The organism is Butyrivibrio sp. X503, from assembly GCF_003625475.1.
Classification (GTDB): Bacteria; Bacillota; Clostridia; order Lachnospirales; family Lachnospiraceae; genus Butyrivibrio.
The window spans coordinates 472,895-488,278 of record NZ_RAIQ01000002.1 but is presented as its reverse complement, the minus strand read 5'-3'; the positions used below and the strand labels follow the sequence as shown (position 1 = coordinate 488,278).

Genomic DNA, 15,384 nt, shown 5'->3' with positions numbered 1-15,384 from the left:
CTTTTTAGAAAGTGGGGATGAAAAATTGTATTGTAAGATCTGTGGGCAGATAGTAAATAAGAATCAGAAATTTTGCATGAACTGCGGAGCACCGGTTGAACACGATGCTTCTTTTTCTGAGCAGGAAGAAAATTCTCAGTCAAATAATTCTGCGCAGGAGAATGCAAATGCGCAGCAGAACACGCAGTTTATTCCAAATAGGAATGCAGCTCCGAGTACCTATATTCCGCCTCAAATGAATTACGAAATGCCTCGAAATATCTATGTGGCTCCGCCAAAGAAGGAAAACAAAGTTTTGGTGGCGTTTCTTATTGGGCTTGTTGCGCTTTTTGTAGTCGGCGGGGTTGTGTCGGCTGTGATCAGGACTTATAAATCCACATTTGGTAATGAATATAACCAAAAAGAAGAGGAAAGTGATACGTACTCTTCGGTTGAAGAAACGGATTCGTCTGAAGAGTCGGATGATAATGGCGGTTCTGTTGAATACACTGCTGAAGATTACACGGGACCCTATGATTATTTTAATGGCGAATGGGTTGTTCCTGTACAGGGAGCGTTTGTGAGTTCAAGCGGACAGGTCAATACCGAGTATCTGGGAGAACCGATGGCTATCGCACAGACGACCGATCTCTCCGGAGGAATGGTTCTGGTTAACGACGGATTCAGATATATAAATAAAGAGGCTGCTGATATTGAATTTGCTCCGAATGCCGTATGCGCCGATATTTCCCCTAAAGGAAGCAGTATGTTTTATTTGATTCCCACGGGAACCAAGGGGGATGAAGAAGTCGGCTCATTGTATGTTATTGACACCGATAACGGAAGTTCAGAACTTATCGCGGAAAACGTTGTTCGCAGTTCACCGGTTATTTCTCCGAGCGGAAAGTATGTTGCATATTCGAGATATACTCTTGAAGGTTTTCAGCTTTTTATCGGCGGAAAAGATGTGAAGGAAGAGATGATCGATATCGTACTTGCCGATCCTGTTTGTGTATCGGATGACAAGCAAATGTTTTATATTAATAGAACCAATTCGTGTTTCAGTGGCTTTGACAGCGCGCTGTGCTTCCCTTTATTTGATGGGGCTGAGATCACGGATACTTTTATAAGTTCCGATTGCAAGGAGATTGTGGCAACCGGAAAAGACGGAACTTATCATTATAAGTTCTATACCAATGACAGCTATCAGAAATTATCCGATTCTAAGCTTTCGGGTATTATCACAGACTGTCTTACTCAGCCATACGGACAGGTTGCGAACACCACATACTGTGATGCCCCTTCGCTTACAGACATTCTTTTTATCACGAAGGATAAGACTATATTTGCGATGAACAGTGATAACTCCGGTATTACCAAGCTTCCTCGCACTTATTCTGACGTATCGAATATAATCATGAAATCGGATGGTGAGAAGAGAAGCGTATTTTACGCAAGCGAGGGTAAATTCTATCGATTTGATTTTGACGATAAAGCTTCCGTAGAGTCGATTGTCTACGATGATTTTGAGGTTGACGGTTTTGTCAGCAGCTATGACCTTAAGAAGATCTGGCTGATCTCTGACGGTGACATTTATTACCTGGAAAAAGACAAAGCTACACTTGTCGCATCCGGTCTTCCAAGCTACGTGGATCCGCTCGATGACGGGATCATGTGGAACGTTGAGGATAACTGGCTTTATTACTTAAAAGGCGGTAAACTGTGGCGCGTTAATACTACGGAGGGCAGCAATCAGGTCGTATCTAAGGATGCAAATGTCCTGACGAATATCTACGGTAAGCTATATTATCTTCCGGAAGACAGGACCGAGGTTTATCTGTTTATGGACGGCGAATTTAAGAAGGTGATGTAAAGCGTTTTGCCTAAAAGTGGTCTTTGCCGGACAAAGGGAGCTGTTCATATTGCGAATGTAATGATATAGCTGTATATTGTTTTACATAGGTATGAAAGGAGAGACTATGAGCAAGATTGTAAATAAAGAGCAGTACCAGGAATCCATAAATGCAAAAGGGGAAATTCGTTACAGGGAAAGACAGAGACTTCTTTTCTTTGGCCTTCCTTGGACTTTTACCAAATATGAACTTAGAGACAATGATCTTACGATAATCAAAGGCTTTTTTACCGTAAAAGAAAATGATTGTTATATGTACAAGATCTCTGATGTTGAGATAACAAGATCGCTCTTTCAGCGTATCTTCGGTCTTTCAACAATTATCTGCTTCACTTCGGACGTAACGGATAAGACTATCACGATGAAGAATATCAAGCACGGACGCGAGATCAAGGATTATCTTCTTCATGCATCCGAGAATGCGAGACTTCGCAGAAGAACAGTGAGCATGCAGAATATCGGCTATGAGGGAGATGATATTCATGACCTTCACGACATGCATGATATGAGCGATATTCATGATGCCCAGGATTTTGAATAAATAAAACGTGATTTGGAAACGGAGTGCATTGCTCCGTTTCCTTTTTTCAGTATTATAATTATCTTAATAATAATCGCAAAGGTGGGAGATAAAGTATGAAAGTATTGGTAATCAACGGGAGCCCTAGAAACATCGGTGTCACGGCAAAGACGCTTCATGTTATCGAGAAGGAACTGGTTGGTTTTGGCGTAGATGTTGAGTTTGTTGAGCTTGGAAATATAAATATGTCGCATTGCATCGGCTGCTGTTCTTGTTATACGACAGGGCAATGCCATATAGATGACGACGCGGAAGAGTTGTCCAAAAAGATCGCGGAGGCTGACGGGCTTGTGCTCGGTTCGCCCACATATGCGAGCAACGTGTCCGGAATCATGAAGGATTTCATAGATCGCGGACATTTTGTTATTGAGCAGCTTCTTTACGGGAAGTACTGTGTCACGGTCGCAACAGGTGAGAATTACGGAAATAAAGACACGCTGAAGGTTTTGAATAATCTTGTGCTGTATTCGGGCGGAAGGCTCAGCGACAGCGTTCTTATAAAGGCTCCGTTTAATGATGCTTCGGGCGTTGAAGAAATGGTTAATGCCAATGGCAAGAAGGCTGCGAGAAAGCTTTTTTACGGTATGGAGAAAAAGAGTGTGCATCTGTTGCAGAGTCTTTTTCATTTCATCATCTTTAATTTCGGAATCAGGTCTTTTGTCCAAAAGAAAGGTAAGAAGTACAGCGGAGTTGTGAAGAAGTGGGAAGCTATGGGGATTTGTTAGGGGAATCGCGGAGGAAAATAGAGGCGAAGAAGTATCAGGCGATAATTATTTATTGTATGGGGAAATGATTTTTACCCCAAAACCCCATTGACTCTTCCCTTAGGGAACCCCTTAAGGTGGATTTATAAACGAAAAGGAGGTTCCGAAAATGGAAAAGAAAATGACATCAGGAGAAATGGCAAAGAAGGCGGGAGTATCACAGAAAGCGATACGTCTTTACGATGAAAAGGGGTTGCTTAAGCCGACCGATTATTCTGAGGGCAACTATCGCTTGTATGATGAAGCTGCGCTGCAGATCCTGGAAAAAATCGTTGCGCTTAAGCAGATAGGTTTTTCGCTTGAGGAGATAAGAGACAATCTTAAAAGCGGCGAAGCCGGCGACATCAAAGATGCGTTGGAGATTCAACTTCAAAAGATGGAGGAAAAGAAGTACCGTATTGAGAAAACTACTGATGCAATAAAGAGAACACTGGCTAGGGGAGATGAACTTGATTGGGACGATGTTGCTGGTATCGTTCAGTATGTTAGTGCCGACCAAAGTGCCGATGAGCGTCACTGGGATGCGCTTAAGCACACAAGCGGAGAGCTTGACTGGTATGTGAGAATCTTTCAAACACTTGATATTAAAGAAGATAATAGAGTGCTTGATCTTGGCTGCGGATACGCAAAGCTTTGGAGAAACAACTGGACCGATATTCCTAAGGGAACAAAGATTTCCGGTTATGACATTCACGGAAGTTGGGCCGATGATTTTGAAAAATACATTGCCGATAACAAGGATACACTTCCGGAAGGCGTAAGCATTGAACTTGAATTTGCCGATCTTGAGGATGAGAAGACTTGGCAGAAAATTGATTCTACGGGAGAATATGACCTTGTTGTGGCTCACTACCTTGACATTGAGATTAAGAACATTGAAGCTATTGTTGCTCATGCAAGCCGCGTTGTAGCTGAAGATGGCGTATTCTCTTTTAACGGAGCAAACGTTGCAAACTGGAATAATGTCTTTAAAGAAGTGATCGAAGCTGTCGGCGAAGATGCGTCTTTCATAGATGAGACGGTAGACAAGCAGACCCTTAAGAGAAATGAGTATATAGCTATGATGCAGAAATACTTTGCAAGGGTGGAGTCGGTTCTTTTGCCCAATTATTGGCATTATACCGAGGCAAAAGAAATAGTGGCTAAGATGAAGGACTACTATAAGGAGTACGAAAAAAACATAGTGAGGTACGAAGATAAGCTCCTGGATTATTTTAAAGAAAAGATTGAAAAAGACGGCGAGTATGTTTTTGAAGCAAAAAGTCAGTTTTGGCATTGCTATAAGATGTGATAAAATAAAAAGCGAGGTGTTGTTATACAGTGTATAATTTCATGAAAAATCATACAAAGGAGGCTCGCTATGTTATTCAAGAAGGAAAAAAACAATGATATTCTACTTGAAGCAATAGGCAGAGGAAGCGTAGAGGATGTACTTAAGGGCGGAAGCCTGATAAGTGATCAGGGAGTTGTTTCGGAGACGGATAAGGCTGCAATACGACAGATAAATGATAAAGTTTCCAAAATAATGGAATACGCCAATGGCGAGACCGAAAAGCTTGGTATGGTTAATGAAATAATACATTCAGGTATGTGGGAAATGTATTTCAATCCCGCGACCGGAGAGGTCAATAAGGTCTATTGGAGCGATGAATTTCGCAGGATGATAGGCTATAATGATACATCGGATTTTCCGAACACATTGGAGGCATGGACGAGCAAATTGCATCCTGATGATGCGGATATGGTTCTTGCTGAGTTTACTGCAACTTTGAAAGATAAGACTAACACTAAGAAGTACGATGTCAATTACCGTTTACAGACAAAGTCGGGTGAGTACAGGTGGTACCGTGCTGCCGGTAATCTTTCAAGGGATGAAAACGGAGTTCCTGAAATATTCATAGGAATATTCATTGATATAACGGATCAGATGGAACAGGCGAGAAAGCTGGAGATTGAGACTCAGCGCCACGACGCCATCGACAATACTCTGTCAGAGGGTAGCTGGAGCATGAACGTTATCGGCAGAGATCCTTCCAATCCGGATAATCCTTTCTGGTGGAGCCAGCAATTTAGGCATCTTCTTGGATACCGTGACGAGAATGATTTCCCGAATGTGCTTAATTCTTGGAGTGACAGCCTTCATCCGGAAGATAAACAGGCGGCGTTAGACGCTTTTGGCAAGCATGTCAATGACTATTCCGGCAATACACCTTTTGACATTGAATACAGATTGAGGCGTAAAGATGGCGTTTACAGATGGTTTAAGGCCGTTGGTACGACTGTGAGGGAGAGTGACGGTACGCCTATAGTTGTTGCCGGATCAATTCTGGATATAACGGATTCCAAGAAGAATAAAGAGATTGAGAGCCAGATGAGAACCAGCGTAAATAACCTCACGCAGGCTCTTTCCGAAATGTCAAAAACCGTTGACACTGCGACAAAAGACATGACCGGAGTTGCCGACAAACAGGCTGAGATCGTAAAGTCAACCGACGTGATAAATGAATCGGTTGAGGGTTCCCTTAAGATAATCGATATCATTCAAGACATAGCCTCCCAGACCAATCTTCTTTCACTTAATGCATCGATTGAGGCAGCCAGGGCCGGAGAAGCCGGCAAGGGATTTGCTGTGGTAGCGGAAGAAGTCGGAAGACTTGCAGTTACTTCCACAAATACAAGTAAGGAGATTGCCGAAACGCTGAGCCATATGTCGGAAACTATCAAGACAATGGTGGACAAGACTGTCGGTATAAATGATAACATCGCTTCGCAGGGTGCTGCGATGGAGGAGATCAATGCCAATATCGAAGAATTGAGCGCGATGGCGGAAACCATCAACCGGATTTCACAGGGATTGAACGAGTAACGTCGCAATAATTTCAAATATGTTTTTTGCCTCTATCTCTATATGGGATAGAGGCTTTTTTTACTCTTTTTTGTTGCATTGGTATTCGAGTTCAAGTTCAACTTGAATATATTATTGAAACATAAATCTGTACTTGCTAGAATTATAGTGGATTCGGCAATAGTATAAAGCTGTAAAGAAGAGATCTCTCAACGAAGCAATTCTAGGAGGAATAAGATGAGTATTGGAACAAATATCAAGCGTCTTAGGGAAGAAAGAAAAATGACGCAGGATCAGGTTGCGGAAGCTTTGGGAATAACTTTTCAGGCCGTATCTTCTTGGGAAAGAGATGAGTACAAGCCGGATACCGATAAGCTGATCAAGCTGGCGGAATTCTTCGACGTTTCTGTTTCTGCAATCGCCGAAGAGAAAAGCAATACATTCAAGACAAAAGAGGCAATTTATGACTGGGAGCACATGAAAACCTTTGTTAAAACCACAGCCAGAAACTTTAAACTCCCCGCTACACTCAAGGCTGTCGATTATGCCATAAAGGCGCATGAAGGTCAAAACAGAAAACATTCTTCGATTCCGTATATCTATCATCCGCTGAATCTCGCTTGTCATGCTTTGTCGATGGGGATTGTGGATGATGCGATCATAGCCGCTTGCCTTCTTCACGATGTTGTTGAGGATTGTTCCGCAAAATTAGATGAGCTTCCTGTTGATGAAGAAACGAAAGACTTAGTAAATCTTTTGACTTGTGAAAAGACAAATGATGAGAATCGACAAAAAATCAGAAGTGCATACTATAAGGCTATTTCAAAGAATCCCAAGGCTGCGCTCATAAAGTGCATGGACAGATGCAATAATCTCACAACAATGTCCTGGGGGCTGAGCCGTGATAGAATCTACCGTATGATAAAAGAAACAGAAGAGTATTATCCCGTTTTGCTGAAAACCATAAAAGATACGACGGAATATAACAACGCTGCGTGGCTTCTGAAGTACCAGATGGAGAGCATGTTGGATATATACAAGAGATTGCTGTGAGAGGTGAATATGAAATCTATTTTGATCAAAGATACTACAAGAGAAGAAAGAGAACGTATAGTGGCGGAATCAATCGGCAATATCGATGGAAGCTGCGATGGCTGCAGCGCCGGGCTGATAGAAATGTATCAGCCATACATAGATGGCCTTAAAGAAATCCGTGATATCAATATGGAGCTCAGAGCACATTACGAATCCGGAGTGGATGGACCGGTGAAGGCTGACTGCGGATATAAGAGGTAACAATTGTTGATGGAGATAAGATTATTCTGAAGGGATGATTTTTTAATAGAAATGTGGAAGATAAAGCAGATTTTTGATGGGGATTATGGCTGTGAAGAATTGCAGCCGGGGCAGAAGCCAAAGGTATCGGTAACTCTTGTTGATGATGCCGGCAATGAAAAGATTGTATCAGCAGAAGATGATTGGCTTTTGGAGAATGGATTGGATGTTGGCTCAGAGTGGCCAATTCTATGAAGCGAACCATTTGATAGATTAGTCGTAAGTACTGCTACTATTGCTGGAAATAAAATAGTGGCAGTGCTTTTTTGTGAGTGGATTCTGCTACTATCGTAGAATACAAAAAAGTGGCAGTGAATTATTGACGTAATGTTCTGCTACTATTTCAAAAATGAAAATATAGGCAGTTTATTTTAGATTAGACAAACTGCCACTTTGGAAAAAGTGTAGAAAGTGGCAGAATACCTAGGCAAAAATCGACTGCTACTTTTAAAGAAAAGAAAATAGTGGCAGAAAAACTTTGAATTGTATTCCGAGACGACTTTTTTTCCTGATTTTGCTGCCCATGATATCCCCGTCTATTCGTAGTTATCACACAATCTGTGTTATAATCACTCTGACTAAGAGCAACAAGGAGCTATTCATAATATGACTTCAAAAAATGTACCACAAATCTCGTTCCCTAAGGTTATTAGGACTATAATTCCATTATGTATAGCAGCTATTCTGTGTGGTTGCTCAGGCAATTCAGAAAGTGTTTCCGAGAAAAGCGACGTGCAAGCTTCTAGCGTTGCTTCTTCTGATCATGAAATTACAGTGGATGATCAGCTTATGACCTTTTACAATACAAGGGAGCAGTGGGAAATAGTTGACGGTCAATATGATAATGGCGCTGAGGGTATAGAATTTACAGGTGGTTATTCATATGCGGTAACGGACATAGACGAGGATGGTAATTTGGAGATACTTATGTCCGGAGTTGCCGGAACCGGTCATTATTCTACAAATGTTTTTTATGAATTCAGTGGTATAGATAAAATTGAAAAGATGGACACCTCGGGATTTGGTATTGATGAATCCGAGCCGGACATTAGTGAGGATTATCTGGCGGGATTTGTGGATTATCAGGGCGAGACAAGATATCTTTTTAAAGATTTTCAGGGATATGGAGCAGGTTGCGGAAGGATCAACTATTATTCGGTTTCGGTAAAAGAGAATTCTTTTTCAACAAATCTGATTGGCTTTGTTGTATATTATGATGACTCGACCTCTTATTATGATAAAGAGGGAAAGCTCATTTCTTTGAATAGTTTTAACATAGAACTTAATGGGGCTTTCAGAGAAGAAAAGTTTAAAAGTATTTTCCGATTTTCCAATATCACACCGGATAATCTGAGAGCTTCTTATGATGGTATTTCTGAGTATAAAGATCATACGCTTGATGATTTCAAAATAAAATCGACATCAGATCTGAATGAAGAATTATCTGATGGGGGTTCTATCACTGTTGATGACTCTGTATTGGATTATTCGGATATTGATCCTCAAACGAAAAATATGTATAAGGCATTTCTGGAAAATGAGACAGATGCAATTATCATGAGTTCTTGCATTGATACTACCAATGATAAATGGTTTAGTACTGCATTTTCTGAAGGAAAAAAATGTAGCATCAAAGAGATCAAAAGTAAGTGTGCTGAAAGTGTAAGCGTTCCTTATGGAGATAAAACAATCGGACGTTACATGGATTGCGGAATGGATGGCAATTATGAGTTCTTGGTTGAGATGAATGTCCCGAATAACTGCAAGACTTATATTGTTTTGAAAGCAATTAATGACAAAATATATATTTGTTATGTTGGGGACGAAATGGAGCGTAAAGCAATATATTTTAAAGAAAATGGTGTTCTTGGCTACATGGTAAATGCCAATGGAACATTGCATTATGGTAATGACTATTTCATAGACGCTGACGGTGTGTGCCATTTCTACGAGTATTACGGCATTGATGCTATCCATGACGGCGCACTTTGCAGCGATTACCCCGATTCAGTACTTGTTTCCAACAATGTGGATTCGTTGTCTTTTAGTTTTACAAGTTTTTCAGAGGATGAATCTTCGCCTACTTATCTCCATGACATGGTGATAAGCACAGACGATGGCTATATTGATCGAAATGATGAAAATGAAGAGCTGTTTGCAGAAGCTGAAAGGATATTTGCGGACAAGGGCTACAACGTTTTAAGCGATGAAGAGGCAGAAGAAAAACTACAAGAAGGCAGAGAAAGGGCCGGACTTAAGCAAGAAATTTATGACGCTGAAGTGGCGTACTATTACTAATTCGAAATGGAGCAATTAAAATATGAATTTAAAAAAAGGACCACAAACCCCGTCCTCCGGGACCACCCGCATACTTTTCATCTGCCACGGCAATATTTAATGCCTATGCAAAGAATGGCGGAAATAAGCCATTTCTGTGCAAGGAAGTATCTGATTTACACCTTGTTTACACCTTTTAAGGTGAACTACCCGATGAGATGAGAGCACTCTGCGTTATGCAGGGTGCTTTTTGTCAGTAATTTGGAAGAAACGGTACTAAAAGTAGAAATAAATCTTGAAGAAACGGAATAGCTCCCTTGAAATATTGAAGAAATGGTACTATAATCCATTTATAAGTTTGAAGAAATGGAACCATGTTGTTTTGAGGAGATAGTATGTTTAAGAGAAAAGCTTTAGAAAAGCTAAAATATTGGAAAGAAAAAAAGGCACCAAAGTATTCTGTTCTTTTAGAGGGTGCCAGGCGTGTTGGAAAAACGACAATTGCCGAAGAATTTGCAAAGCAAGAGTATAGGTCATATATAAAAGTGGATTTTGCTAACATAACGCAGGATGTTCTTGATGTGTTCGATGACATAGCAAATTTGGATATTTTTTTTCTTAGACTGCAAACTGCAACTGGGATAACGTTGTATAAAAGAGAATCCGTTATTATATTTGACGAGATCCAGCTTATGCCTAAAGTGCGCCAGGCTATAAAGTACCTGGTTGCGGACGGAAGATATGACTATATTGAGACCGGTTCTCTGATCAGTATAAAAAAGAATGTCAAGGATATAGTGCTTCCATCTGAGGAGATGAAAATACAGATATATCCGATGGACTATGAAGAATTTATGTGGGCCATCGGAAATGATACCTATGGCGTATTGCGGGATTTATATAAGCTTGGGAAGTCGGTTGGAAATTCCTTAAACAGAAAGCTGATGCGGGATTTCAGAATTTATATGGCGGTAGGTGGAATGCCTCAGGCTGTAGAAGCTTATGTGGAAGGCAGGAATTTTACAGAAATCGATGAAGTAAAGAGAGAAATCATAGATTTGTACAAAGACGATTTCTTCAAGATCGATGATACTGGACTGATTGGAAGAATGTATGATTCTGTTCCGACGCAGTTGGCAACGGATAAAAGAAGCTATGTTATTTCGGCAGCTACAGGCAAAAAAAAGATCGATAAAGATTTAGAGCGTTTACATGATTTGCTGGATTCAAAGACGGTATTATCATGCCATAATGTCCTTAATCCGAGCATTGCGTTATCTCAAACGAGAGATGATGATACATTCAAACTTTATTTGGCTGATACAGGGTTATTTACTACCATGATTTTCAGATCATCAGGAAAGATGGATGAAAATATTTATACGAAATTGTTGAGCGATTCACTTCCTGCAGATTTGGGATATTTATACGAAAATGCAGTTGCTCAGATAATTGCCGGATCGGATATAGACCTTTATTATCACACATGGGAGAAAGAAAACAGTTCTCACTACTATGAGGTTGACTTTTTGCTTGCTTCGAAAACAAAGATAGTTTCGATTGAAGTTAAGTCATCCGGAATCGGTAAGCATGAATCAATTATAGAATTTCAGAAAAAGTATTCTAAGCATGTTTCGAAGGAAATATTGTTATCACAAAAAGATATAGGCAATAGTGAAATGCTGAAATTATATCCATTATACATGTTGCCATTTTTAATTGAAGACCTATGAAAGGATGAGAAAGAGTTATGAGGTTGGCGGCTTATCAATTTGCCGTATGTGGTGATATTGTTCATAATCTTGAAATAATAAAAAAAGCTATAGTGAGCGCATCAGAGAATAAGGTGGATTTGATCATATTTCCCGAATGTGCTTTGACAGGGTATCCGCCTCGTGATATTGCCGGTTCAGACAGAATCAATGTCAATGTGGTTTCGGAAGCTATACAGGAGTTACAGAAACTGGCAGACGAACTGGATATTCACATTATAGTAGGAACAATCAACTACGTTGATTCAAAATACTATAACAGAGCATACTTGGTTTCACCTAACAAAGCCAAACGCTGGTACGACAAACGGGCACTCTATGGGTGGGATGAGGATAATTTTGCACCCGGCGATGAAAATGGAATATATGAAATAGACGGGATAAAGATTGGTGTAAGAATTTGCTTTGAAGTACGGTTCCCCGAGTATTTTAGAGAACTGTATCGGGAAAATACCGATTTGGATATTGTACTGTTTTATGATGCGGATGATAAAGAGGATGAGACTCGGTACCAGATGATTCGAGGACATCTGATTACAAGAGCTGTAGAAAATATCACACCCATATTGTCTGTAAATGCGATTCATCCCTATCAGACAGCGCCTACCTGCTTTATCAATGCATCAGGGGGAGTATGTAAAGAACTGGATAAGAATAGTGAGGGAATGCTCATATACGATTTTGAAAAACAGGAATTAAACTTTGGCGAAATTGGGCGTAAGCGCTATTCGGATCAATTGTCAGGATCTTCGACCTGAAGTTTATGGAGTTGAGAAAATGGAAATTGTTACGGATTATTCAGAGGCCGTGATAGAGACAAGTAATCTTATCATGAAAAAGGCTGTATTTGGTGACTGGGAGCAGCTGTACTGAAATATAACAAGCCGACCGGAGTCTGCCAAATATATGCTATGGAAGATCGATGATTCTGAGGAAGAATCAAAGGACAGGACGCTTCGGACTCTTGATTTTCAAAGTAAAGAAAAGTATGCGCTTATTTGATATATTCAAGAAAAAGAACAATATTTCTTTTGCAGATATTGATTCAATGGATAAAGCAAAAGAAGAAGTCAGAAAAGGCAATTTAGAGATAATGTATCTTATGTCACCTATGTTTGGCGGCGCAGAAGATGAATCAAATATTTTATATGTTCCTGTCGGAGTAAATAGAGTAAAAGAAAGCTATGACAATGTACTGGCGGATCTTGTTGAACAAGGCAAAGCGAAATCATTTAATTGCACGCCTGAGTATAGAGGAAATAGTGTTGTTCCATGCAAGATCACACTTACTTCCGGTATGGATGGAAAAGATGTATTAAATCAGACAATAAATGTTTGGTAGGATGAGATAAAAGGGGATAAATTAAGCTTATTCAGGAAGGAAAGAGGAAAATGACGAGAAGATTTTTACCTATATTGATATGCGCTTTTTTGGCAATGTCAGGTTGCGGAAATGCCCCTAGCGATGTTTCGACTGAGGCTCCTGCGGTTGATTCGGGGGCTACGGAAGCTACTTCTTTAGAAGTAAGCTCTGCGGAAGCAGATTCTGTTGTTTCGGAGGAGACAGGTCTTTTCCCAATTGATGAGTGGGAAGAAAAGTGGGAATCCAAATATGGAAAAGACGATTTTTCAAAAGAGAAGTTCGATCGATCCCAGTATGAGGAAGACGTTGTTAAATCAAAGGTTGATGCGGCGGTTAGTAATAGTTCCTCTTTAGTAGAGGAAATAAAAGAAATAGAGAATGTGGCGCATTCTTATACGAGTTATCACAATGAGGATTTGGGCCAGCAGGATATGAATGCCTTAAGCTTCGCCGAGCTATATACATGGGAGTACGAGATGAACGGGCTTCTTGACCGGATTTCAGAAGAAGCGGATCCGGACAAAAAAGATAGTATAGAAATTGAACAGAATAAATGGATAGATGATTTTGATAGATGCTTTGAAGCTTTTCAGTGGGATGACGGATCATGGGCGTCTATGATCAATTCTCAGATCCAGGCAAGATTCAATAAGAACCGCTGTATTGTGCTGGCAAAAAAACTTGCCGAGATCAGAGGCGAAAGATTTGAACTTCCGGAAAGATTTTTCAAGGATAATTCATATGTAAGTGAAGATGCAGCACTGGATATTTCTTCAGGCATGGAAAATGGCTCGATCAGCATAACTTATGCGCCTAGAGATAAGAATAAAATTGAGTTGCTTGCATATGATCCGCTGATCAATGAGAACACGATATCATTTGAGACCGGTTTTGTTTTTGAATTTGGAACTGATGGAGAAAAGAATGAAGGAGGCACGACTGTTGCGGGCAAGATCATTTATGGTTGGGATGGAGCTGTTTTATCGATAACAGAATCCGATAATAAGGATCTTCCGGCCGGAACCGAGATAAGCTTCCCGAAGGCGATGTGAGCCGGCGAGCCCGGTGGCCCCACGAAACGGGGGGGTAGTAGGTTTTGCGAAAAAAAGAATAAGACCAAGTATGTAAATGAAATAAAGACTATAATCTGAAGTTTGATTATAGTCTTATTTTTTTAGAAAATCTCTTTAGAATAGTGTTTGATTTACTATGCACTGGAGCTTATGACAAGTTTGAGCATATTCTCTTGTTTTTATTGTTTAATGTAAGCACCTAATTGAAAAGGGTGTAATACTGAGCATGACTTAATATAGCTAATTTTTGGGGATAAAATGCGATGGCATGAATAACTAACACTCCTTATCTTCATAAGGTGTTGATGCATATCCATTATCCTGTAGATGTTTGATTAATCTGTTTAGCTTTTCTCTACTCATTTTCTTGAACCATTCCGTATTTCCAAGCCATTTCACAAATGTGGGACTAATTAAATAGTATATTTTAATAAAAGCTCGTCCATACCAATTCTTAGCAAGAGTATAATCACGAAATCTTCTTAGAGTCCATACTTCGGGGCAATCATAAGAACCATATATTGCAGTGGCGACATAACAAGCGCCAGAGCCTGTCGTTGATGTATTATTAGAAATCGATTTGAATTCAATAGTCCATTTCTTTACATTTTCTTTTTCTTCATCTGGTAATAGTGCAACAAGTCTATCATATTCTGAACTCTTTTGTGCACTAACTGCATTAGCATCAGGTTGAACACCGTAAATAAGTAGTCTTTTGACATACTCTTCTCTAGCATCTACAAGACAATCAATACACTCTTTAAGTAGATTTTGCATTTCTTTGCTTTTAGAAACTTCGTCTTGATTAAAGTCATTTAGCAGGTCAATGATGTTTACAAATCTTAAAGTTATACCTAATATGAATATCTGATCAGTATTTAGAGCAGCTTGCTTATTTATACGTGCCAATTGACTAATAGTTTCTATATTGTCTCTTGAGAGTGATAATTGTGTTGAAAGTAACTGCATTTTCACTATCTCAAGCAATTTGAGATGCACAGAACTAATTCTTGTTTCTTTATTTGTTTCGCTTTCAAATTCTATTGCATTTCTCGCAGCATTCAAAATACCTTCTATTGCTTTTGAATTTTCTATTGTTTTTTCGGCATTTCTAAGTCTAAACTCCTCTCCTTGCATTTTTAAGAACCAAGCATCTGAATTCTTCGCGTCTATTTCAAGCGCTTTATCGCAATATTTCAAACATTCTTTATAGTTTCCAACACTAATAGCATTTTGAGAAAGCTGAATTAGATTATCAATGCTTCCGTTAGTAACATTAATAGTTGCACCTGCAAAACTATTATTATTGATAATATGAGTGTGATAGTTTTTGATGACTTTTTCGGTGACGAAAGCAGTACCACAGTGTTCGCATATTCCTGCATCTTGAGAATCATCAACCTTAATTTGAGCTCCGCATTGTGAGCAAATTGCCGCTACTAAAGCCATATTTCCCTCCTTTTTTTCAAATCATCAACAATGTT

At 39.7% G+C, this 15,384-nt stretch carries 14 protein-coding genes; 13 read left to right on the top strand and 1 reads right to left on the bottom strand.

Annotated features, from left to right (window positions below; translation table 11 throughout):
• The first annotated feature begins 25 nt into the window (after nt 1–25).
• The 13 genes from D6853_RS05070 (at nt 26) to D6853_RS05010 (ending at nt 13,879) form a co-directional block, all read left to right on the top strand.
• Nucleotides 26–1,852: a zinc ribbon domain-containing protein gene (locus D6853_RS05070; RefSeq protein ID WP_147367704.1), complete on the top strand. Its 1,827-nt coding sequence runs from the start codon at nt 26–28 to the stop codon at nt 1,850–1,852.
• Nucleotides 1,853–1,958: 106 nt separating this feature from the next.
• Nucleotides 1,959–2,432 carry a PH domain-containing protein gene (locus tag D6853_RS05065; protein ID WP_120656938.1) on the top strand — a complete coding sequence of 158 codons (474 nt, stop codon included), beginning with the start codon at nt 1,959–1,961 and terminating at the stop codon, nt 2,430–2,432.
• 95 nt (nt 2,433–2,527) lie between these two features.
• Nucleotides 2,528–3,196: a flavodoxin family protein gene (locus D6853_RS05060; RefSeq protein ID WP_120656937.1), complete on the top strand. Its 669-nt coding sequence runs from the start codon at nt 2,528–2,530 to the stop codon at nt 3,194–3,196.
• Between the two features lie 148 nt (nt 3,197–3,344).
• The gene (locus D6853_RS05055; RefSeq protein ID WP_120656936.1) at nt 3,345–4,526 is read left to right on the top strand and encodes a MerR family transcriptional regulator; all 1,182 of its coding nucleotides are present in this window, start codon (nt 3,345–3,347) and stop codon (nt 4,524–4,526) included.
• Between the two features lie 69 nt (nt 4,527–4,595).
• Nucleotides 4,596–6,101, top strand: a complete 1,506-nt coding sequence (locus D6853_RS05050; RefSeq protein ID WP_120656935.1) for a methyl-accepting chemotaxis protein — start codon at nt 4,596–4,598, stop codon at nt 6,099–6,101.
• Between the two features lie 216 nt (nt 6,102–6,317).
• Nucleotides 6,318–7,133 (top strand): helix-turn-helix domain-containing protein, encoded by an 816-nt coding sequence (locus D6853_RS05045; protein WP_120656934.1) that lies wholly within the window; start codon nt 6,318–6,320, stop codon nt 7,131–7,133.
• A 9-nt stretch (nt 7,134–7,142) separates the two neighbouring features.
• Nucleotides 7,143–7,376, top strand: coding sequence for a purine biosynthesis protein PurH (locus D6853_RS05040; protein ID WP_120656933.1), 234 nt, complete (start codon nt 7,143–7,145; stop codon nt 7,374–7,376).
• A gap of 51 nt (nt 7,377–7,427) precedes the next feature.
• Nucleotides 7,428–7,610 carry a hypothetical protein gene (locus D6853_RS05035; RefSeq protein WP_120656932.1) on the top strand — a complete coding sequence of 61 codons (183 nt, stop codon included), beginning with the start codon at nt 7,428–7,430 and terminating at the stop codon, nt 7,608–7,610.
• A 411-nt stretch (nt 7,611–8,021) separates the two neighbouring features.
• Nucleotides 8,022–9,713 (top strand): hypothetical protein, encoded by a 1,692-nt coding sequence (locus D6853_RS05030; RefSeq protein WP_147367703.1) that lies wholly within the window; start codon nt 8,022–8,024, stop codon nt 9,711–9,713.
• Between the two features lie 374 nt (nt 9,714–10,087).
• Nucleotides 10,088–11,425, top strand: coding sequence for an ATP-binding protein (locus tag D6853_RS05025; RefSeq protein WP_120656930.1), 1,338 nt, complete (start codon nt 10,088–10,090; stop codon nt 11,423–11,425).
• Between the two features lie 17 nt (nt 11,426–11,442).
• A complete protein-coding gene (locus D6853_RS05020) occupies nt 11,443–12,222 on the top strand; it encodes a carbon-nitrogen hydrolase family protein (protein ID WP_120656929.1) in 780 nt (259 codons plus the stop codon).
• Between the two features lie 230 nt (nt 12,223–12,452).
• Nucleotides 12,453–12,806, top strand: coding sequence for a hypothetical protein (locus D6853_RS05015; protein ID WP_147367702.1), 354 nt, complete (start codon nt 12,453–12,455; stop codon nt 12,804–12,806).
• Between the two features lie 50 nt (nt 12,807–12,856).
• Nucleotides 12,857–13,879 (top strand): lysozyme inhibitor LprI family protein, encoded by a 1,023-nt coding sequence (locus D6853_RS05010; RefSeq protein WP_120656927.1) that lies wholly within the window; start codon nt 12,857–12,859, stop codon nt 13,877–13,879.
• Between the two features lie 297 nt (nt 13,880–14,176).
• Here D6853_RS05010 and D6853_RS05005 read toward each other — a convergent pair whose 3' ends face one another.
• Nucleotides 14,177–15,349, bottom strand: coding sequence for a CFI-box-CTERM domain-containing protein (locus tag D6853_RS05005; RefSeq protein ID WP_120656926.1), 1,173 nt, complete (start codon nt 15,347–15,349; stop codon nt 14,177–14,179).
• Between the last annotated feature and the right edge of the window lie 35 nt (nt 15,350–15,384).